Raw genomic sequence first — 20496 nt, forward strand, 5'->3', positions numbered from 1 at the left:
TCCAGTATGGCTGTAAATCCCTACTTTGAACTATTTGAGACGATACCAAGCTATGGCGAAAAATTAGTGACACTAACTGAACAACGTAAACATAGGGCACCTTACACAGCATGCTGACGATTAGGCAACACCCAACACAGAAGCGGCACCAGAACCACCATAGAAATCGCAAAACAAAAACAGACTTGCAGGCCTTCGATTTGTGTAGGGGTCATGGTGGGAAGCTCCAATTCAACGTAGGTGGGTAATGGATGAGCGCGCGTTTTGTTTGTCCTATATAGAGAAACAAACCTTGACTCATCAATTCCGATATGATTCGTGTGATCCTAGACGTTTTGACGTGTGTTGTTGATCACCCCTTGACGGTAGGCTCCTTAGCAAGTGATTATGAATAAGACCTACGGGGCTATAGCTCAGCTGGTAGAGCACCTGCATGGCATGCAGGGGGTCAGCGGTTCGAGCCCGCTTAGCTCCATATGATTAAAAAAACGTAGAGACATTCCATGGAATGTCCCTACGTTTTTTTAATTGGAATCAAAAGCAATGAGTTCTATTTCTTCCAGGTCTTCGCCGCTGTCGTCATCTTCCATATCTTGCAAAATAGACTGTAGCAGCGGATCAGCATAGGCCCGCTCAGTATAAATATTCGGGTCTAGGGACATCGCTCGACGCAAATGCTCAAGCGCCCACATATCCTGACCTAAACGAGCATAGCAGCGTGCCTGATTATAAAATGCAAACGGCTGATCGGGCTCGATGGCAAGGGATTTATCATAAGCCTCAATAGCTCGACTATAATCCGCCATCTTTTGTAGCGCCCATCCCATCGCTAACCAAGCCTGATGATTGTAAGCTTGGATTTTCAAAGCGGTGGTCAAGCTTACTTGAGCATCATCCAACTGATCCAGGTCTAATAGCACCAATCCCCTTAAATGCCAGAAACGCGAGTCGCCCGGTTCTAGGGTTACCGCCTTCTCAAGACTGGTAAAAGCTTCTTCTAGCTGACCTAGCGACTTGAGTGCGGCTGCATGATAGCTCCAAACATTGGCATTATTAGCATCAATACGAATGGCATGGTTCAGGGCCCTGAGGGCTTTCTGATGTTGATGCTCCTGCAGCAAGGTACGACCTAAAAGCATCCATACCTTACTATCACCATCGTAGAGTTCGGCAGCTTTGTTTAAGCTTTCGATAGCCTGATCATTACGATTAAGCTGTAGAAGCGCTTTGCCACGATAATACCAAACCTTATAAAAGTCAGGTCGCAGCTGAATTGCTTGCTCGTAACTCAAAACAGCTTCCCCATATTGAGCTCTTCGGTGCAGATTTTTGCTCTTGCGATACTGGGCTTTGAAATAGCAGGGAGCTTGTTTCAGAGCCTGGCTATAACACTTGGAAGCTTCATCAAAGACTTCTAGTTTCTCCAGAACAACACCGTAGTTACACCATACGCGATGCTCTGTCGATTTTAAGGACAGGGTGTGACGGTAGCTCTCAGCGGCTGCCTCATATTGACCAATGCTCGCAAGCAGATAACTGCGATAGTTCCAGGCCTGATAATGATAGGGATAACGCTTGATGACGCGATCGCAAATTTTGATCTCCAGCCGATAACGATCGTCTTGTTCAGTGGAAAGCCGATTAGCACTGGTAACATCAATAACTTGACCACTAATCATAAGTATCTATGTATTTATACGGCAGCAGCACGCAGAATCGTATTACTTAGTTATACAAATCTTAAGGATAATGGCCGGAATTGCTATCAGGGTTGATAACAATCACAACTAGGAACACCAAATACCCATTGACTCCTAGAAGGCTATAGCCCTGCCTCTCTCAACACATACGTATATGTAGATTGACGTGTAGTTCGATACACAGGTTCAGGGTCCCCATTTTAATCAACCATACTGACATAGCCCCAGATTTAGTGGATTACGTTACCAAGACATCACTAACAATCAGCAGCAAACATAATGGTCCTAGGCTTTCACACAGATGTCCCGAAAAACATCATGCCTGATCCCCATCGATTCCTCCTGTCTGGATCCACGGAGATATTATTTTTCGACTAAATTACGGATGGAAGGTGCGAATTATCAACCGTGTGGAAAACGTATGGAAGCTGTGGAAAACTCTGTGGAAAACGTGTGGAAAATTTTGGCAACGGTTGAAAATCAGTCACCATCCTTAGCAATTTATGATAAGGAGATTACATACTTTAAAGAGCTGAAAGTACTCAAAGCATTGAAATTCAAAAATTTTAGCTAACTTTATATTTCTGTAAGACTCAGGCTAAAGAACGAATAATAGCGTCTGAGAAGTTATCCACAGGTCTGGACAGATATGTTCCCAAAATCAGGATCTAACCTCCGTAGATCTGCCGAAATAACCCCCGGCGATTGGCTCCCCCGACTACGAGCTGACGTAACAAGGTGTAATGCCATTCATACAAAAAACTTTCACCATGGGCTGCAATATTGCGCAAACGGCTGATTTGGTCCAAACTTGCAGCCGCTTGCTTGCCCTTTGCTTCAAAGCACATCGCCATGGGATGTTCCCACTGTTCAAAAAACTCAGTCAGCAAGTCACGATCTCGACTACTCAGCACATTGTGCGCCTTGATCGTCCGATAGAGCCGCTTCTCAGGCACAGCTTCTTGCTGAGTCAGCACATCTCGATCCAGGGTACGCCATTTTTCTGCCAGTAGAGATGGCATCATACCCAGGGTGTAGCGGCGATTGGGACCTAGCTCGATGCCACCCAGTTCTGACATCCCTTCTAACCGAACAAAATCATAGAGATCCATAAAGAACGGTTGTACAACCTCCCGCTCCACTGCAAAGCTCAGACGAATACCCGCCTCAGAATAATCAGCAATATCAGGATCGGCTCCATCAGACTGCAGCATATGATAGTTGCGGTAGGCGGCACAGAAATCCTTCTGAGAATCTGATTGAATACAGAACCACACACTATCCCCCAGAGCCTCACGCACCTCTTGCTTAATCTCATTTGACTCGGGCGGCGGTACCGTACGCTGGGGTCGCTCCGTCTGCAGCTGTACGATATGAGCCTCTTGATCCGCAATGGCCGCTTGCTGCTGCTGTAACTCAGTTTGCAATTCTTGAAACGCCGTCTGTTTTTCATCTGACAGCTGGGTGATTTTATCTTCTAAGATTTGAATTTGCTGGTTCAAGGTGGCAATCTGACTATCTTTATCACTCAGCAATTCATCTTTTTCAGCCAACAGCTCATCTTTATGAATCAATAAACTTGTTTTCTGCTTAAGCTCTAGGGCATTTAAGCCAGCTCGCAACAGATTAAAATAATAGGTATCCGACAAATCCACAACGTCAGGATTCTCTCCTGGGATGTAAAGTACTCCTCGTCGCTGAGCTAGCTGAACTACCAGCAACTGCCCTTCCCCATTACGAATCTTGAGTTCTTGAGAGGCGCTCTCTTGCTCAATGGTGCTAACATAGCGTCTCTTGCTATAGAAGAATTCTGCATGGATCGCAGATGAATCAGCACTCGATTGAACAGATTCAGAAGATAAGGGTACTGCATCAAGTGAGGGGGGAGACTCTGCCACCTTAGGACTATGACCATTGACCGACGGCAACTCCGGCTGACGCGGCAACTCCGGCTGATTCGGTGTGACCGCCTGACGCTGTGGCTGAACCGTTAATTTATCAGCCACCTTTGGCGATGATAGATTTTCATGATGGTCAACCTCGGGCGAAATCACCGGACCATTTGTTACTGACCAGGGAGGAATGGAACTAGCCGTCAGATCTGGCTGTGCCAGCTTTATCCCCACCAGCTCTATCTCAATAGACTGACGACCTTGCCATTCATTGAGACGAATTTTATAGGCAATATCTACCTGGTGTGGCAGCGGATGATATTCTGCCCAACGCCAGGCCAACGCCTTGATAGAAGTTACCTGCTGGGTCTCTGGATGAGTATGGGCAAGAGTGAGCTTAAGATGTTTACGGTCTTTACCAATAATCTGTTGATCAACAACATTGACCATTGATGTCCAAAAAACAGGTTCATTATTTTGGATACCACAGGGATGAAGACAATCAATTTGTTCGTACAGAGATAAGGTAATATCTGCTAAATGTGCTCTGGCATCAACGGTAATCAGCGGCTTTAAATATTCTGGCTGCAGATGTTGGCAGGCAAAATGACTCAATCGTGATGTCACTTGACGTAGCTTTTTAGCAGCAAAGGTAAACCCTCCGGCTGCCCGGTGCCCACCATACTTATCCAAGAGATCATCACAAGCCTGGAGTGCTTCAAAGACGTTAAATTCAGGAATTCCTCGGGCAGAACCTCGAATCTCTTTTTTCCCTTTATCCTCATAGGTACCAATAAACACCGGCACACCATAGCGCTCCACAAGACGCGACGCCACAATACCAATCACCCCGTGGTGCCACTCGGGCTGCACTATTACCAACACCCGTTGCTTTTGCAAATCCAGTTTTGCCTGGGACTGTTGCTCTTCACACCAAGCCACTGCCTGAGTTTCAATCAGCTCACACATGCGCTGACGGAGGGTATTGGTCTCCTCACACTGCATAGCCCGTTGCAGTGCTATGCCCACATCCTCAGTGGTGAGCATATCGATAACAACCTGTGGATCCCCAATACGCCCAATGGCATTAATCCTAGGCCCTAAACGAAAACCAATCGCCTCAGGTTTGAGCGTTTTCTTCCCTTGGTCCAAGCCGGCCACTTCAATCAGGGCTTGAATCCCAGGAATACGAGACTTAGGTAACAGCTGTAGTCCTCGCCGTACCCAACGCCGATTTACCCCCACTAAAGGAGCAAGATCAGCAATCGTACCCAAGGTAAACAACTCTAACGATGACGCTGTCAAATCTTGAGTTCGCTGCAAAGCTTGAGCCAGACACACTGCCAGGATATAGGCCACGCCCACACCAGCCACACCATAGTAGGGAGAACTAGTCGGCAACAGTTTTGGATTCAGAATCGCCTGGGCTGGGGGCAATTTTTCAGGTAAATCATGGTGATCCGTAATAATTACCGTTAAGCCCAGCTCTACCGCTCTAGCAATGGGTTCATAGGCAGCAATGCCATTATCCACGGTGAGAATCAACCGTACCCCATCGGCATAGAACTCTTCCACAATGCGAGTGTTAATGCCATAGCCCTCTTGCATCCGACTAGGAATGGCATAGTGGGCCTCAGCGCCTAAGAGCCAGAGTGCACGCAGCAGGAGTGCCGTACTGGTCATGCCATCGGCATCATAGTCACCACAAACCGCAATCTTATGACCTTGCTCAATGGCAGTCACCAAAAACTCAACGCTTTGGGCTAGATCTTGAAACTCATCTAACGGTGACGGTAGTTGCTGGGTTTCAGGATCCAAATACAGCCACGCCTGCTCAGGCGTCTGGATACCGCGATTAATCAAGACCTGAGCAATCAGGGGCGACAGTTGGGTCACCGTCGCCATCCGCTGAGCCTGCTGTACCTGCGGTGGAAAAATTTGCCATCGCTGTTGCGGAATCCGCGTAGCAGCCGATTCTTGTGTCGCGAGAGAAGTAGCAGGGGTCTCAGTCAAGGAGGTGAATAGGGAATGCGAACTAAAGTAAGTCTTAGATTAAGGCAAATCTTCAAAATGGCAAGTGCCTAAATGTTGCGGCAATCAAAACACTAGCCTGCCCTTAATATAGTTCATACGAACTAATCGCAATCAGTGATTATCGACCTACTAATTTTGCGGGTGCCGGTCGTGCCTTCTGAGTCGCACCATAGAGACGATAGGTATTTGCTTGACGGGTCTCCACATCATCTTCAGCCAGGCGCTCTACATAGTTCACTTTGACTTCCTCAAGGAAATCATAAATCAGGACCTGCAACTCCTTCAGGGTATTACCCTGCTGTAATTCATCGCGGAAATGCTCACTAAAGCTCTCAACCAATTTGCCCATCAAATCACCACCTTTATCATCAGCCAGAGCCTGTTTAAGACTGCCATAGAGATTCTTAGACACCTCGGCTGAGATTTGCTGCGTCAGCTGCTCAGAGATATTGGTAAACCCTGGCAAAATGCTTAAGCCTTTATAGGCAGGGGCTTGAGAAATAGCTCCGGTCACAGTATGGCTAAGAACAGCATCGATGTCCGGCTTGATTTCAGGCAGGACTTTGTTAACCACAATGTCGGTGAGGCGTTTGGTGATGGTTTGGACCTCATCCACATCATTAAGGTCAATGTAGTTTTCCTTGCCTGCGGTCAGTTCAAACACCCAGCGGCTAAGTTGCCCCGCTTGGATCAGGTTTTGCACTTGATCAATCATGCGCAAGAACACAACCTCGGTGAGTTCAACCGCAAACTGACTAATTAAAATGCGGTTAATGCGACCTTGAATCGGGTCTAAGTGAGATAGCTGAGCCTGATTGGAACGCACTACGACGGGAACCACCCGCAACCAACGCCAGAAGGGTAAAAACAACGGTACGTCATAAATTCGCCACAGCATGGCATCAAACCAGGTGGTATTTTCATGGCGGCGGCTGAGGAAATATGTACGGGCAAGAAATTCGAGCCCAAAGAGGGTAATAAAGGGAATATCAATGAGCCAAAAGCGGTCGGTGGGTAAACCATTAAACCCAATGCCACGCCAATAATTGGTTTCGATGCGTGGTCGAATTTGCGCGTCGAAAAAGTCTAACTCTTCCGACCAGCCTTTTTGTAAATAGGCCTGGCTCCAGAAGGTGCGAAAGGCTTCTTTGGAGGAGCTTTCCTGGTCGGTGCGATCGCGCATTCCTTGCTTAATCCGCTCCAGCGTCCCCGACTTATTCGCCACAGCAAATGGATTCTCGTCAATCAGGTCAGCGCTACTGGACCGCAGATTTGCCAGCTGGCGCTTAGCAGCCTGTGAGTCTAGACTTTCGTTTTCCAGGGTAGCTTTAAGGGCATCGACTTCGGCTAGGTAGGCGGTGGTAACGCGATGCTCTTCAATACCTTTAAAGGTTTGGCCGTACCAGGTGGTGGGAGTGGGTAAAAACTTTAGGTATAGGTCGCGGAAGCGGATGTAGCTGATGTCGAAGAGGACCAGGATGAGGTTGGCGGTTGCGATCGCAACCATCAAGCGCTCAAACCACAGCTGAAAGGTACGACGGCGGGAAGATCGAGAAAAAGCCATAGAGGGGGCAATACAGCACACTTTTCCTAGACTAGCGGCCCAACCGTAGCAAGCAGGCAGAACCCACGATAGACTTAAACAAGTAACGAAATATTACTTAACAAATGCAACGGCCACGAGCCTATGACCTAAATTCTCCTATTAATTGCTCAAACCTAATCTACCTATGACTCTTTCAGTAGCTCCCACCGTTGGTAATATCTGGACCTGGCGCGACTTTACTGTCTACTATGTCCGCGCAGGCGAGCCTCGTACAGATCGGCCACCGCTGCTGCTGGTACATGGATTTGGCGCATCTACCGACCACTGGACTAAGAATATCACCGAGCTACAGCAGGATTTTGAGGTGTGGGCCATCGACTTGATCGGCTTTGGTCGGTCGTCAAAACCTTCTGGTGGTTACAGTTCTGACCTGTGGCGTGATCAGCTGAGCGACTTTATTGAGCAGATTATTGGTCGTCCAGCAGTGATTGCCGGTAACTCCATTGGTGGTTATAGCTGTCTGTTTACGGCGGCGACCCGGCCCCAGTGGGTAAAAGGTGCGGTGCTATTGAATGGCGTAGGTTCGTTTAAGGATCAGATGCCTGTTCAGGAGCCTAGTGCGTTGAAGAAGGCGATAGGTGAGCTGATTAAGAACATTATTCTCAGTCCGATTCCTAGCTGGTTTGTTTTCCAATTTGTTAAGAAGAAGTCTTATATTCGCAAAACACTGAAGCAGGTATATGTGAACCAGGAGGCAGTGACTGAGGAGCTGATTGAGAATATTTATCGTCCGGCAACTGAACCAGAAGCTCCAGCGGCGTTTGCAGCGTTGTTTAAGGCTCCGAGAGGTGAGCGAGTGGATGTGTTGTTGTCGCAGTTGGAGCGACCTTTGTTGTTGTTGTGGGGCACAAAGGATCCTTGGATGAACTGTGAGCAGCGCAGTGAGCTATTTAGAAAGTATTACAGCAATATTGAGGAGCATTTTTTGGAAGCAGGCCATTGTCCTCATGATGATCGGCCTGAGTTAGTCAATCCGTTAGTTAAGGATTGGATTCTGGAACAAGTTATGTGCTCTCAGATATTGTAAGTAATCTAGATTCAATCGCTTTCCACTGTTGACGAGAAACTCTTACAGAAGAGTTTTTACAATCAAGGATTAACTTAACTGAATAGAGATATCTTGCAACCGATTCTGCGTCATCACTGGATAGAGCAGTAAGCTCTTGATGTAGATGTAACGCATTCAAGTATGTTTGAATCAGTTGATCAGTAAATGCTTGCCAGTCAACAATTTTTGTAGGCTCTATATGGGTTTCTGGGATGTCTGAATCAAAAAACGCTTGAAACCCCTTTTATGCAAAGCCTTTAGCCTGGGAGGTGCAGCACCTATGAAACATAGTTTGGGTAAGGCTTACAGGCTATTGAATGAGTCCACCTCCCTGAAACAGCTATTGAGCCTAACTTTTTTGATTCTGAGTCTATAACTCTGTAATCAGCGGATTAACTTTTTATCAGAAATCACCAATCAATCAATGCCCTCTGATTCAATAGAATCAGTCTGAGTGCAACACCCATGGATCTAAACGAGCTAATGGCATTCCTGGAGCAATTAGAACAGCTCAAGGACGATGTCCATATCTCCTACGCTGTAATGTCTGAAGTCTTACAAGAGCACAAAGTAGATGTCGATCAAATTGAGTCCACCATTATCGATATTACGGGACATCATCCTAGCCACCTCGATCAAGCTGGGATTCATGCCATGGTTAACACGATTAATGCTAACTGGGATACGTTATCAGGAGTCCTTAACAACGACGCCCAAAGAGGTACTGCCCTGGCAATACTCAGACAAACCTATCAGTTCTACTTCCGAGGACTCTACGGACGCCGACGTGGTTAAAGATCACGACATCGGCTCAACCTGGTACTCCTGGTTCGATGACAACCTGGACGACTTTTACACTGCCGATCCCCTCGCAACAGATAAACCTCTGAAACCTACTCAACTCGTCAACTCACTTCTAGAAAATCAGATTACCCTCTGGAACCATCATGACTTTGCCCCATGGCTAGCAGCTCTTGCCGAGCAAGCATTTTACAAATGGCCTACCGACATCCCTTTTAGCCAATCGCTTCCTACACCTCAGCGAGTTAGTTCACCAAAGACCAAACAACTACTCTTCAACGCATTCCGCAGTCTGCCAAGCAGCTTGAGCAACAACATCAACGTGCAAGAGTTAGTTTTAATGTATCTTGGCGCAAGCCATTCAGTTGTCGCCCAAGTTGCCCAAACCCCAAAAGCTACAGCACTGGCTACAGCAAATCAACAACGTCACCAAGAACGCTATGCCAAACGCACAGAGTTCTACAAGCAACACGGCCTCACAACTCAAGAATATATTGAACAACACTTAAAGCTCAACTCAACCGATTAAAGCTATCGTCTGAACCTTATGGAGATCAGTCAGTCGTTGAACTAACTGTCGTGCATCCTGCTGATCGTTAAGCTCACTAGGCCGATAATAAAGCCATTCTAGGCCATTTTGAATCCGCTCCAATCCATCAGGAAACTGCAAAAATGCTCCCAGCACCTGATCGTTGTAGTCAATCAACTCAGCTCTGTCTGGACGGCAAAAACACATTTGCACCATCTGCCAGTTTTCCAAAGCCGGATATTCCAAAGTCGCAGCCTCTAGAGCCACATAGGCCTTTTCCCAAGTCAACTTACACCGCAAATCACCATACTGACGAATTTCAGCCTTAAAATTATCAGGCTGCAAAACAGCATCTTCCAACTCATGCAAGAAGGACCAGGTTTCGTAGGTAACAGTTTTGAGATCCTGCAACTTCATTGCTTTACCAAAATGGAAATAGCTTCTTCGCTTTCTTACTACCTTTATCTGCTGATTGTACGATTTGCTAGGGAAAGAGTTAGGAAATTAATGAAACAAGCATTTCTAGTGCATGAGTGTTCTTAAGCAATCAGCTGACCAAAATGCTTGAGAATTTGCACCACTGAGTACAAATTATTACCCCGATTCCACATTGAAAACACATCAGATGTCCCATATTCAGGTGGTGTATCGTGAGTTATTTTCAAAAAGAGAAACTCACTTCCATTCGTTACCATGCCAAACGTAGGACTACTGGATTGAGGTTCAGCCAACATGTAAGCCAACGTTTGGGGAATCGCCTTCGTCAGCGAGAATTCTGAATTTTTAGCCTCAATTACCGTCACCCAAAACTGCTTTTGAATGACCAGCACATCAATACTGCCCTGACTAACCTCTCCCTCATCCACAGCTGAAACTTTGACATCCGTTTCACCCGTTACCCGATACGGCGGCGCATAGAAACCAGCAATATCCAGCAATGGCGAAAGCACCACCATTTTGACAATGCTTTCCATAATCGGATACTCAAGTAGATATCGATAGTTCGCCTTGACTCGATCCAGCGCTTTGAGATCCTCCGTCGTTAGTTCAGGAAAGCCCCCGAACCATTCAGTAAAGAAATCTTCAGCTTCATTCCACTGCAACCCAAACATATCTTTGAGGTCACTAAGCTTAACCCTACGCGCAGGAATCGATTGAACCATCAAATATCTAAAGCCACTGATTCAAGATTAGCAATCATCACTACTCCTGATCTTGCGTAGCATTACCTTATGCGAAAACTGCAGCAAATCTAAGGAACAGAAACGGTTGGCCTATCTGATTAAACCAACTGCTGACGAACCCACTGGCGAAAATCTACTTCTGCAGCAACCTCATCCACCAAGGCAGTCTCTAGAAACTTATACAAATCTGCCTTCTCAACAAGCGGAAAGGTTGGAGACTTATCCTGCTCTACGTAACGGCCATCAGTCAGACACAAAATCTGCCATGCCTGGCCATTAAATCGCCAAAACTCGGATACTCCCAAACTCGCATAGAGCAGATTTTTATTTACATCCGTGTGGGTGATATCCACCTCAACTATCAAGTCAGGAGCTGGATCAACGCTTAGATCAATTTCATGATCAGCGACTCGACTATAGTTCTGAATGTAATAACCATTATCTGGCTCAGCGCTTTTGAGCAGATCCTCACGAGCCAGGGTCGTGGATCCCATGGTCTTTAGCTTCAGACCCAGCTCTACCACCAAAATACGAATAAAGAGTTCGATCAATCGGGCAAAGCGTTCATGGCTTTCTAAAGGCATGGTGATTTCTAAAATCCCATCGACAAAGTTAAAGCGAGCATGGGTGCGCTCCGTCAAAAGCTGCTGAATTTGCTTAAATGAGGACCATTCCAAATCGCGAAAGGTCATCCGCTTCTCACCAATCAGTTTTGCCGGAGAATCCAGATACATTGCGATCGCCTCGTCAGGGTCAGCTGAGCAGTCCAATTCATTCTAGTAGCAGCGACTCGGTAGACTGACACCGACAGCGAACCATAGCCTGACTTAAACCCAAATCATTACTTTTCCATATCAAACTCTGTTGGGCAGGCGCTTCATATTTCTATACAATATCCTTTTAATAGGGATTAATGCCTAGTCACCTAGTGCATTTGTTCGGAGTTAGACCACGCTCATACATTAAGAATCCATTTTTATAAGCAGCAAGGGGTAAGCATGTATATCGTACAAATCGCCTCCGAATGCGCTCCGGTCATTAAAGCCGGAGGTTTAGGGGATGTCGTCTATGGTCTCAGTCGTGAGCTAGAACTACGCGGCCATACGGTAGAACTGATTCTGCCTAAATACGATTGCATGCGGTACGACCATATCTGGGGTCTGCATGAAGCCTATAGCGACCTCAAGGTACCCTGGTACGGTTCAGAAGTCGTCTGTGATGTGCTCTGTGGTTGGGTCCATGGCCGACTATGCTTCTTTATTGAGCCCCACGATAAGGACAACTGGTTCCGCCGGGGTCGCTATTATGGCTGCGACGATGACCCCATGCGTTTTGCTTTCTTTAGTAAGGCAGCCCTAGAATTTTTACAGCAAAGCAATAAGCGTCCGGACGTGATCCACTGCCATGACTGGCAAACGGGTCTGATCCCAGTGATGCTATTCGAGATTTATAAGTTTCACGGCATGGAGCACCAGCGCGTGTGCTATACCATCCATAACTTTAAGCACCAGGGCAATGCCGGTACAGATGTCCTGACGGCCACGGGCCTAAATCGCGCGGAGTATTACTTCAACCTGGAGCGTTTGCAGGATAATTTTAACCCCTTCTCCCTGAACTATATGAAGGGCGGGATCACCTATTCCAATGCGGTCACCACCGTTTCTCCACACCATGCTTGGGAAGCTCACCATGGTGACTTTGGTTATGGTCTCGGCCATACGTTACATATTAACCAGCACAAGTTTAAGGGTGTGCTTAATGGCATCGACTACAACCTGTGGAGCCCAGAGGTGGATACCTATATCTCTGAGCCCTACACACCTGACACTCTAGAAAATAAGCTCTATAACAAGAAGGCTCTACGGGAACGGCTCATGTTGGGTCATGATGACAAGCCGTTGGTAGCCTTTATTGGTCGGTTGGATGAGCAAAAGGGGGTGCATTTGGTACACCATGCTATGTATCGTGCCCTCGATCGAGGTGCCCAGTTCGTTCTCCTGGGCTCAGCCACCAGCGCTACGATCAACGATCATTTTCAATATGAAAAAGCACACCAGAATGACAATCCTAACTGTCATATGGAGCTGGGCTTTGATGAGGAGCTATCCCACCTGATTTATGCAGGTGCAGACATCATCGTTGTCCCCAGTAACTTTGAGCCCTGCGGCTTAACTCAACTGATTAGCTTTAAGTACGGTACCGTACCTGTTGTACGCGGTGTCGGTGGCCTGGTTGATACCGTCTTTGATATTGACTATGACGAAGGCCGACCGCCTGAAAAGCGCAACGGCTTCGTATTCTATCAGTCGGATAACTACGCTCTAGAGTCAGCCCTCGACCGGGCTCTTGACCTTTGGTATACAGATCGCAAAGGATTCCAACAGCTACAGCGTCAGGGAATGGCGTGTGACTACTCCTGGAATATGCCTGGGGAGCAATACATCAAGATCTACGATTCTATTCGTCATCGGTAAGGAAAGTAGATCCTATACCAACCTTAAAATTCTAACTGGGAATCCTGAGATAGCTAACTCACGCATCTTAAGGAAGTATTGCCATGTCTAGCGCTGGACTCAATAAGTGGACCGTCAGCGGTAATTTAGCGGCTGACGCCGCAGTCAAAACTGTGGATCTGCGCGACGGTCGTCAGGCCAAGGTGGCAGATGCCACAATTTATGTCCGTGGTGTGAAAGATCGCAATGAATCCTTCACAGTGCGCCTAAGTATTTGGGAAGGATCCGCTGCCTGGCGAAAACTGAATTTTCTGAAAAAAGGTTCGTTGATTATTTGTACTGGCAGTGTGGAGCCCACACCCTACGTGTCGAAAGCGGATGGTTCCCCTAAAGCTGGGCTGACGATGAACGTGCTCGATATTGACCTAGATGTAGTGCGAGACCCTGATGGAGAGACTAATCGTAACAATCAAACAGCTAACAACAAAACGCCTGTAGCCGTTTAATACACGTAGTTTTTCGGAGAGACTTCGTATCTTTTATCAGAACCGTCTAGTAACTTTTTATGCTTGAGAAAATGTTAAGACAGCAGCTTCAAAGAAAGTTCAAAGTATCTTTGTAGAACTGTTATCTGATGCCCCTAATTTGGGTTGAATGTAGTGTGTAGATAAACGAACTATATTTAACCCACCCCTTATCGGCTACACCCATATACAGAAACTGGCCGGGCTGTTGTTACCAACAGCCCGGCCTCTAACATTTAAAGCTCTAGGAGGCTAGCAGCCGATACGTATAAATCTGATAAGGTCGACCAGGGGAAGAAGCGATCGGCTCTTCCAACAGGTTGAGTTCTGACTCAGTGGTTAATCCTAAGGTATTCACGAGGGGAGATGGCCCAGAGGCCGACGCCAACCCATAGGCATCGTAGTATCGAGCAACAAACGTCTCTGGATTGGTTTCGCTAGGCTTCAAGGCGGCAAGGATGAGGTGCTCTGAGTTCAGCCCTAGGAAACTGTGGCTGACGGACAGTTCTGTCTGGGGTAATACAGCTTTAGACGATTGGATGAGATGGGGATGCAACGGAATATTCAGGGCCTGAGCATAGTGAGGCGTTTGGGCCGTTTGCCAGGTACCTGAGTGGGGATAGATGGCATAGGTGAAATGGTGATGGCCGCGATCGCAACCCGGATCTGGCCACAGAGGAGCCTTGAGCAGCGTCAACCGCAGCTGACTAGGCTGCGCATCAAACCCATGCTTGCAATCCGTCAGAATGCTCAGACCCAATGTGCCATCGCTCAAATCAGCCCAGCGTAGGGCAGGAACTTCCCACTTAGCTTTTTCATGATCAGTAATAGGTTTTGTTGACCGTTGGATAGCACCAAATGGCACCTCATAGGTTGCATAATCCGCCTCAATTGTCATCGGGAAATTCACCTTCAAAACCACCTGGGTCTCCTGCCAGTCCACCCACGTTTCCACCTTGAGCAAAGGAGATTGTGCTTCCAAACAATAATCTTGAACAATAACGGATTTATTGAGCCGACGAGTCACCCGCAGTCGTTGACGGATAGGACTTCTAGATTGCCATTCCATCGAGATGAGCACTGCAGGATCACACGGTTTCTCTGCATAGTCAGGAGCGATATTCCAGGCATCCCAATATTGACCACTATCCTGAAAGCATTGAAGTCGATTTGCCGCCGCACTAAAAATCTCTCGTTCCGTTGCAAGATGTATACAGGAAATAATCTCTCCCGACTCTGAAGAGATAACAACTCGCAAGTGCTCATTTTCCAAAACAAAGTCATAAGATGCAGGTTCATGAGCTGAAGGCACTGAGTCATCAGGCACTAATCCATAAACTCGATACCCTACAGCAGGCACCGCCTCAGCAACGAAGCTCAAAGTTTGACCTTCGCTAAAACCTTTATTTTGAAAGGTATTAAGGCTCTTATTTACTAGACACGTAACTGTCTGCTTCGTTTCACAATCCACAATGCGCCACTGACCCAAGGGAACCAGAATATCCACTACCTCAGTCCGAGGCCAGCTATGGGAGTTAAAGATAACTAAAGGTTCTATACCATCTGGCATCTTGATACAGCTCACCAGATGATCCAGAGCAGATGTTAGTACTATCTGCCCTAATTCCTGAATCTTTGCCCATTCACGATTAGCATCCTGAAAGACCTCCGGAATCGACGAGCCAGGCAGGATATCATGAAACTGGTTAAACAACAGTGCTTTCCAGGCTGTCTCTAAGGTCGCTTTAGGATAGGGCTGGCCAGTCACTAAATGTGACACCGTCGCCCACACTTCTGCCTGAAATAACAAATCTTCTCCACGTCGATTTTGTTGTTTTTGATCGCTGTGAGCGGTATAGCATCCTCGATGCAGCTCTAAATAAAGCTCATCGTCCCACAGGGGTAAGTTCTCGATACTCCCATGACTCAACGCCGCCGCCAAGAACTCTCGTGGCGTCGAAAATCTCACCTCTGGGAAAAACGGCGACTCTCTCCAGCGTCGTGCTTTCATCAACATGTCACGGGTGGGACCACCACCATGATCACCCACCCCTGGTAGCCAACAAGCATGGAGACTATCTGTTTTCTCCTCCCACTTGGTTGCATAGTCAGCAATTTTCACCGGGTCAAAGTCTGTACCAATGGGCGGTAAAGTCCAACCTAAGATCTCACTCCCATCTGGAGCCTGCCAACGAAATAACTCATGGGGAAACTGTGTCGTGTCATTCCATCGAAGTTTTTGGGTGGCAAATACCTCGACCCCTCCCAGCTTGAGAAGCTGGGGTAGCTGAGAACAAAAACCAAACGTGTCTGGCAGCCAGGCAATGGTACTGTAGGTGCCAAATTTCTCTTGACAGTAATGCTGACCATAGAGAATCTGACGTGCGATAGATTCTCCACTGGCGATATTCAGCTCTGGCTCGACCCAAAGCCCTGCATCAATAGACCACTTTCCGGCCTTTACTTGCTGCTGTACCTGGCGAAATAGCTCAGGTCGATTGCTTTCTAGCCAGGCAAATAGAGCAGGACTGGAATGGGTATAGGTGAGTTCAGGAAAGTCTTGCTGTAGCGTCAGTACTGATTGAAACGTGCGCTCAGCCGCCCGCCAGGTGTCAGCCACTGGCCACAGCCAGGCCAGGTCTAAGTGAGCATGACCTACACAGTGAATTTGACGCTGTTTTACCCAGTTACCATAGGGCAGTAGACACTGACGGAGGCCAGCCAGCCGTGCATGCAAATCGCCGCTGCTGGCCTGCCATTCTTTAGTAATTAAGGTTTCAACCGTAGCTAGCTTTGCTGGTTCTAGTGTTCTCAAGTAGTACTGCAGAACTTGTAGTTCATCTGCAACAAAGCCAGGTTCAGGGCTCAGGGGATGATTAAGGGCCTCATAGATTAACTGAGATCGCACCAACGCTCCAGCATCATGCTTCGGGCTCTCCAAGCGCAGCAGCACCTCAAACGACTGACCTGATTGCACCGCTTCACTCAGACAAAGACGAGTAAAAAAGTCAAACAAGTCCCCTGCCTGCACCAGATTTCCCCCCACATATAACTGCGCATCTTCAGCCCACCACGCTGTATCCAACCGTAGAGTTAAGCCCTCCAAAGGATAGCCACTTAGCTGTGCAGGGATCGTAAACCGCTGATAGAGCCACAGCACCCGATTGCGCGGCCAAGCAATATGGTGACGTTCATTGAGCGCGAGGACATCCCACAGATCTCCCTGAGCCATAGCTGCCTCTAGGCCACCGCCTAACGACTCATACAGCCCATGCCACTCTGCCTGAACATCTTGCTGACTATAGATCCGCAGTTCTTGAATAAGGTTCGTCAGAAATGGGGTAGAGGCGTTCATGTCTTCCGCTAAGATCGGGTTAGGTGCAATGCCAATATTAATGCCAATTCTGTAGTATCAAGCGTCTTCAGACGCATGTCGTTCAACTATGCCATCGTCGTCTCGCCCCTACCAAAGCAAAGTACTAAGGTTTGTGCTGAAACAGTGGCAGCAAGGACTAGAACGGCAAGACAAAGCATGGCGACAGCTCCAATCAACGGCTGTATGGGGAGCTCAGGTGGCTATCTTTCCCATCTACGCTATTATGCGATCGGTCGAACGTGCCAGGTTTACCTTCAGTAGTGGTAATGCCACACAGACTGATCAGGCTACAGAACCGAGTACTGCCGCCAAAGGTGCCGAACCGAGTATTGCCGCCAAAGGTAATGTAACAGATATAAATCACTCACTGACTGCAATTCTCAGCCATACGCAACAACTGCTGGATCCACAACAAACAGCACAGCTGATCGTTGCTCCCCCAAGCAACATCATCCATGCAACACAATCTTTCCTCTCCAACGCTCTTGCAGCGATAGAGCAACGACTACCCATCAGGCTTCAGAGATGGAGAGGTTCGCAGGCAATAACCAAACGTCAGCGCGGGCATTTAACCTCTCACAAAAAACCAGGACGCGGTGGTTTAACCACTGTTCAACCTGGCAACATTGGCCACAGCCATAGCGCTGACCTGCTACAAAACGGAACAACCCTGGCTTCTTCTCTCAAAACTCGGCGGCTGGTTTTAGTCAATCCCAGCAATGAGACTTTCGATATTTTTACCCCTAAGCAACAGGCAGACTTAAAGCACTACATCAATTGCGTCATGAATGCCTATCGGCAGTCGCGAACAATCGCTCGTCGTCAAACCAAAAAACTATCTGTCAAAACTATTCTCACACTCGGTGAAGCATTACTAAAGTCATTGCCTGGGAAGTTAGGCAATGCATGGCCGCAGATCACCCCAGCACCTCAAAAAGGATCGCTAACGAGAATAGATCACTCCCTGAGCACCATTCTCAGCCATACCCAAGAACTGCTGGCACCACAACAGTCAGCACAACTAACCATTGCGCCCACAGGCAACATTACCCAAAAGAATCAACGGGATAGTTTAACGAAGAAAGCGCATTCTACTGAAATTGATCGCAGCAGTACCTCAGACCTCCTGCAGAATGGAACAACCTTAGCTTCCTCTCTACAAACTCGAAAGCTAGTACTTGTTAACCCTAGCAATGAGACTTTCGATATTTTTACCCCTGAGCAACAAGCGGACTTAAAACACTACATCAATTGCATCATGAATGCCTATCGGCAGTCGAGAACAATCGCTCGCCGTCAAACAAAACAACTATCTGTCAAAACAGTTCTAGCCATCAGTACAGTCTTTCTAAAATCTCTACCTGGAGAGTTTAACAAAGCATGGAAACAAATAGCTCCAGGTCCACAACAGGAGATAACTCTGCCACCTATCCCCAGAGACAACGATCCCAAGCCCCTGACTCGCGTTTTTTATCCCCATACAGTAGGAACAGTTAAAGCACGCCGATCACCTAACCATGTCAAGCGAAGAACCCATCGCTTAACAAGTAAGTCTCCTGATGCTTTTGAGGCTAATGTAAACGACGCTAGTTACCTAGAGCATCCTCTCGAAAGCATACTGCGATGGATTGACCGGGTTCTGACTTGGTGTGAGCATCGATGGCAGCAATGGGTTGAAGGTAGAACGAACCTGAGATAACCTGCCCCATCGTCCTCTTAAACAAAATAGGCTTTTATTCCTGCACAACTTGCCAACTTCCTTGCCAATACTGCGTCGGAGCCTGGATCTCCTCCAACACAGCACCTGCACCCATCAACGTCGCTCGCAATGGTACCGAGGCCTTGTACAAAAACGTCTTATCAGTCACGTCTCCCGGCGCAGGACGATAATCCACTCCATCTTTCACCAACAACATATCCACATCATCATCTAACAAATAACTCAGCGCCAATACATCCCCCACGTCATCGTCACTAATGATCCTTGGCATCTTATCCCTATTCACCCTCTCAGCAAATTCAATCGGAAAGTTCATACGGTTAGCCCGATGCCACCAGTTCTGGCTAGTTGAAAGCACTAGACACGACATCAGGCCTATCGCTAAGCATCCAGCTAACCCGAGTCGACAAAACTTCGATGTCATAACAGATCGCCCCTGAGCAAGGCCCCCATTCAAGACAAAGGCCACGATCACATGCAAACTGATGTAACAAGGCAACAAATAGCGCGGAATCGCCGACTTACTCCCCCCCAACAAAATATCGGAAACAGCCAGCGGAAACCAACTAATCAGCAGTAGTAAAATCAAAAACACTACGGTATTGCGCAGCTCAGGCATGCGCAACAGCCGATAAAGTGCTCCCACAATAACGACCAATAATAAAGCATTGACTAAATAAATCTGCTTTTCAAACGACGTCAGATTGACACCAACATCAAATGACTTCAAGATATTCAAGTCCGCAAATCCAAGACCAAAAGAAATAAACCAACGGTGTATGAGAATTTTCGTTGGTAGCACTGGCGTTTTTGTCCAGGATGTTGTTGCTTGAATACCAGAAATATTGGTCATCATGACATACAACCAAGGAGCAAAAGCCATTAAGCTAAATAGGCTCGCACCTACATAGCCAACGAATTGTCGCCATTCAATCTGCTGTGACCACCCCAGATACAAACTATATAAGCCATGGACTGCCATCGTGAAGACCGTAAATGGAAATGTATAGAGACTGGCAGTCACACTCAGTGCGTAGAGACTCCATCGCCATGGATTGGATCGACGAATTGACCATAACAATAACGCGCAGCTCAAGACACTGAGTAATAGCCATAAACTGTATTGGCGGGCTTCTTGGGCATATAACAAATGGAGAGGAGAAAGACTGACTAGAGCCACTGCGATCGCAGCCACTCTCTGACAATGAAAAAGCTCCATGGCCAGCCAATACATCGCTGGCAAGATCAACAAACTCAAAATAGCTGGAAAACAGCGCATAGCCGCCACCGAACTACCAAAGAGTTGCGCCCATAGACGAGCAGCGACATAATACAAAGGCGGATGCTGCGAATCAGTTCGAGCCAAGGCCTGGATCGTATCCCAACCAGTCTTTTCCGCGCTTGGATGGAGATACTTCACCAAACTATTTTTGGTAATAACCTCTCCGGTAAACACTTCGTCAGCTACCTGATCAAACGAGTAGCCAGAAATATGCATCGAGGTATAAACCTCATCATTCCAGTAGGGTTTGAAGTCTAAATTAGAAAACCTTAGAACAATACCTGCCACAACAGCTAACAAGACGAGCAGATTAAGGGGACGCATTATTTTAGACATCTATATAGAAT

The 20496-nt window shown here is 47.3% G+C and carries 16 protein-coding genes and 1 tRNA gene; 8 read left to right on the plus strand and 9 right to left on the minus strand.

Features of this window, described 5'->3' with window-relative positions; genetic code table 11:
- Positions 1–402: 402 nt before the first annotated feature.
- Positions 403–475: transfer RNA gene (locus IXB50_RS18995), tRNA-Ala, on the plus strand.
- A gap of 49 nt (positions 476–524) precedes the next feature.
- On the opposite strand, the gene IXB50_RS19000 is transcribed toward IXB50_RS18995, so the two are convergent.
- Positions 525–1679: a tetratricopeptide repeat protein gene (locus IXB50_RS19000; RefSeq protein WP_215610572.1), complete on the minus strand. Its 1155-nt coding sequence runs from the start codon at positions 1677–1679 to the stop codon at positions 525–527.
- Between the two features lie 406 nt (positions 1680–2085).
- Here IXB50_RS19000 and IXB50_RS19005 point away from each other — a divergent pair, with 406 nt between their 5' ends.
- Entirely contained in the window at positions 2086–2274 is a 189-nt protein-coding gene (locus IXB50_RS19005; protein ID WP_215610573.1) for a hypothetical protein, read from the plus strand.
- A 94-nt stretch (positions 2275–2368) separates the two neighbouring features.
- Here the strand turns inward: IXB50_RS19005 and recJ are convergent, their stop codons facing one another.
- Together recJ and IXB50_RS19015 are read right to left on the minus strand one after the other, a co-directional pair.
- The gene (recJ, locus tag IXB50_RS19010; protein ID WP_215610574.1) at positions 2369–5605 is read right to left on the minus strand and encodes a single-stranded-DNA-specific exonuclease RecJ; all 3237 of its coding nucleotides are present in this window, start codon (positions 5603–5605) and stop codon (positions 2369–2371) included.
- 139 nt (positions 5606–5744) lie between these two features.
- Complete coding sequence (locus IXB50_RS19015; protein WP_215610575.1) at positions 5745–7190, minus strand: hypothetical protein; 1446 nt, start codon at positions 7188–7190, stop codon at positions 5745–5747.
- Between the two features lie 166 nt (positions 7191–7356).
- Between IXB50_RS19015 and IXB50_RS19020 the strand changes: the two genes are divergently transcribed.
- Complete coding sequence (locus IXB50_RS19020; protein ID WP_215610576.1) at positions 7357–8259, plus strand: alpha/beta fold hydrolase; 903 nt, start codon at positions 7357–7359, stop codon at positions 8257–8259.
- Here the strand turns inward: IXB50_RS19020 and IXB50_RS22885 are convergent.
- Entirely contained in the window at positions 8237–8494 is a 258-nt protein-coding gene (locus IXB50_RS22885; protein ID WP_407658828.1) for an NACHT C-terminal helical domain 2-containing protein, read from the minus strand. The genes IXB50_RS19020 and IXB50_RS22885 overlap by 23 nt on opposite strands.
- A gap of 251 nt (positions 8495–8745) precedes the next feature.
- Between IXB50_RS22885 and IXB50_RS19025 the strand changes: the two genes are divergently transcribed.
- Both IXB50_RS19025 and IXB50_RS19030 read left to right on the plus strand, forming a co-directional pair.
- A complete protein-coding gene (locus IXB50_RS19025; protein WP_215610577.1) occupies positions 8746–9075 on the plus strand; it encodes a hypothetical protein in 330 nt (109 codons plus the stop codon).
- Complete coding sequence (locus tag IXB50_RS19030) at positions 9068–9610, plus strand: hypothetical protein (RefSeq protein WP_215610578.1); 543 nt, start codon at positions 9068–9070, stop codon at positions 9608–9610. The genes IXB50_RS19025 and IXB50_RS19030 overlap by 8 nt, the downstream gene beginning before the upstream one ends.
- On the opposite strand, the gene IXB50_RS19035 is transcribed toward IXB50_RS19030, so the two are convergent.
- The 3 genes from IXB50_RS19035 to IXB50_RS19045 form a co-directional block, all read right to left on the minus strand.
- Positions 9599–10027 carry a hypothetical protein gene (locus tag IXB50_RS19035; RefSeq protein ID WP_215610579.1) on the minus strand — a complete coding sequence of 143 codons (429 nt, stop codon included), beginning with the start codon at positions 10025–10027 and terminating at the stop codon, positions 9599–9601. The two genes, IXB50_RS19030 and IXB50_RS19035, sit on opposite strands and share 12 nt — an antisense overlap.
- Positions 10028–10149: 122 nt before the next feature.
- Positions 10150–10773 carry a type I restriction endonuclease gene (locus tag IXB50_RS19040; protein ID WP_215610580.1) on the minus strand — a complete coding sequence of 208 codons (624 nt, stop codon included), beginning with the start codon at positions 10771–10773 and terminating at the stop codon, positions 10150–10152.
- 119 nt (positions 10774–10892) lie between these two features.
- Entirely contained in the window at positions 10893–11528 is a 636-nt protein-coding gene (locus tag IXB50_RS19045; RefSeq protein ID WP_215610581.1) for a Uma2 family endonuclease, read from the minus strand.
- Between the two features lie 264 nt (positions 11529–11792).
- On the opposite strand from IXB50_RS19045, the gene glgA reads away from it, so the two are divergent.
- Positions 11793–13268 carry a glycogen synthase GlgA gene (gene glgA / locus IXB50_RS19050; protein WP_215610582.1) on the plus strand — a complete coding sequence of 492 codons (1476 nt, stop codon included), beginning with the start codon at positions 11793–11795 and terminating at the stop codon, positions 13266–13268.
- A gap of 83 nt (positions 13269–13351) precedes the next feature.
- Complete coding sequence (locus tag IXB50_RS19055) at positions 13352–13753, plus strand: single-stranded DNA-binding protein (protein WP_215610583.1); 402 nt, start codon at positions 13352–13354, stop codon at positions 13751–13753.
- A gap of 262 nt (positions 13754–14015) precedes the next feature.
- Here the strand turns inward: IXB50_RS19055 and IXB50_RS19060 are convergent, their stop codons facing one another.
- On the minus strand, positions 14016–17126 hold the full coding sequence (locus IXB50_RS19060) for an alpha-mannosidase (RefSeq protein ID WP_215610584.1): 3111 nt from the start codon (positions 17124–17126) through the stop codon (positions 14016–14018).
- A gap of 88 nt (positions 17127–17214) precedes the next feature.
- Between IXB50_RS19060 and IXB50_RS19065 the strand changes: the two genes are divergently transcribed.
- On the plus strand, positions 17215–18846 hold the full coding sequence (locus IXB50_RS19065; RefSeq protein WP_215610585.1) for a hypothetical protein: 1632 nt from the start codon (positions 17215–17217) through the stop codon (positions 18844–18846).
- 34 nt (positions 18847–18880) lie between these two features.
- Here IXB50_RS19065 and IXB50_RS19070 read toward each other — a convergent pair whose 3' ends face one another.
- Positions 18881–20485 carry a glycosyltransferase family 39 protein gene (locus IXB50_RS19070; RefSeq protein ID WP_215610586.1) on the minus strand — a complete coding sequence of 535 codons (1605 nt, stop codon included), beginning with the start codon at positions 20483–20485 and terminating at the stop codon, positions 18881–18883.
- Positions 20486–20496 lie beyond the last annotated feature (11 nt).

Source organism: Leptothoe spongobia TAU-MAC 1115, from assembly GCF_018739885.1.
GTDB classification, from domain to species: Bacteria; Cyanobacteriota; Cyanobacteriia; order Phormidesmidales; family Phormidesmidaceae; genus Leptothoe; species Leptothoe spongobia.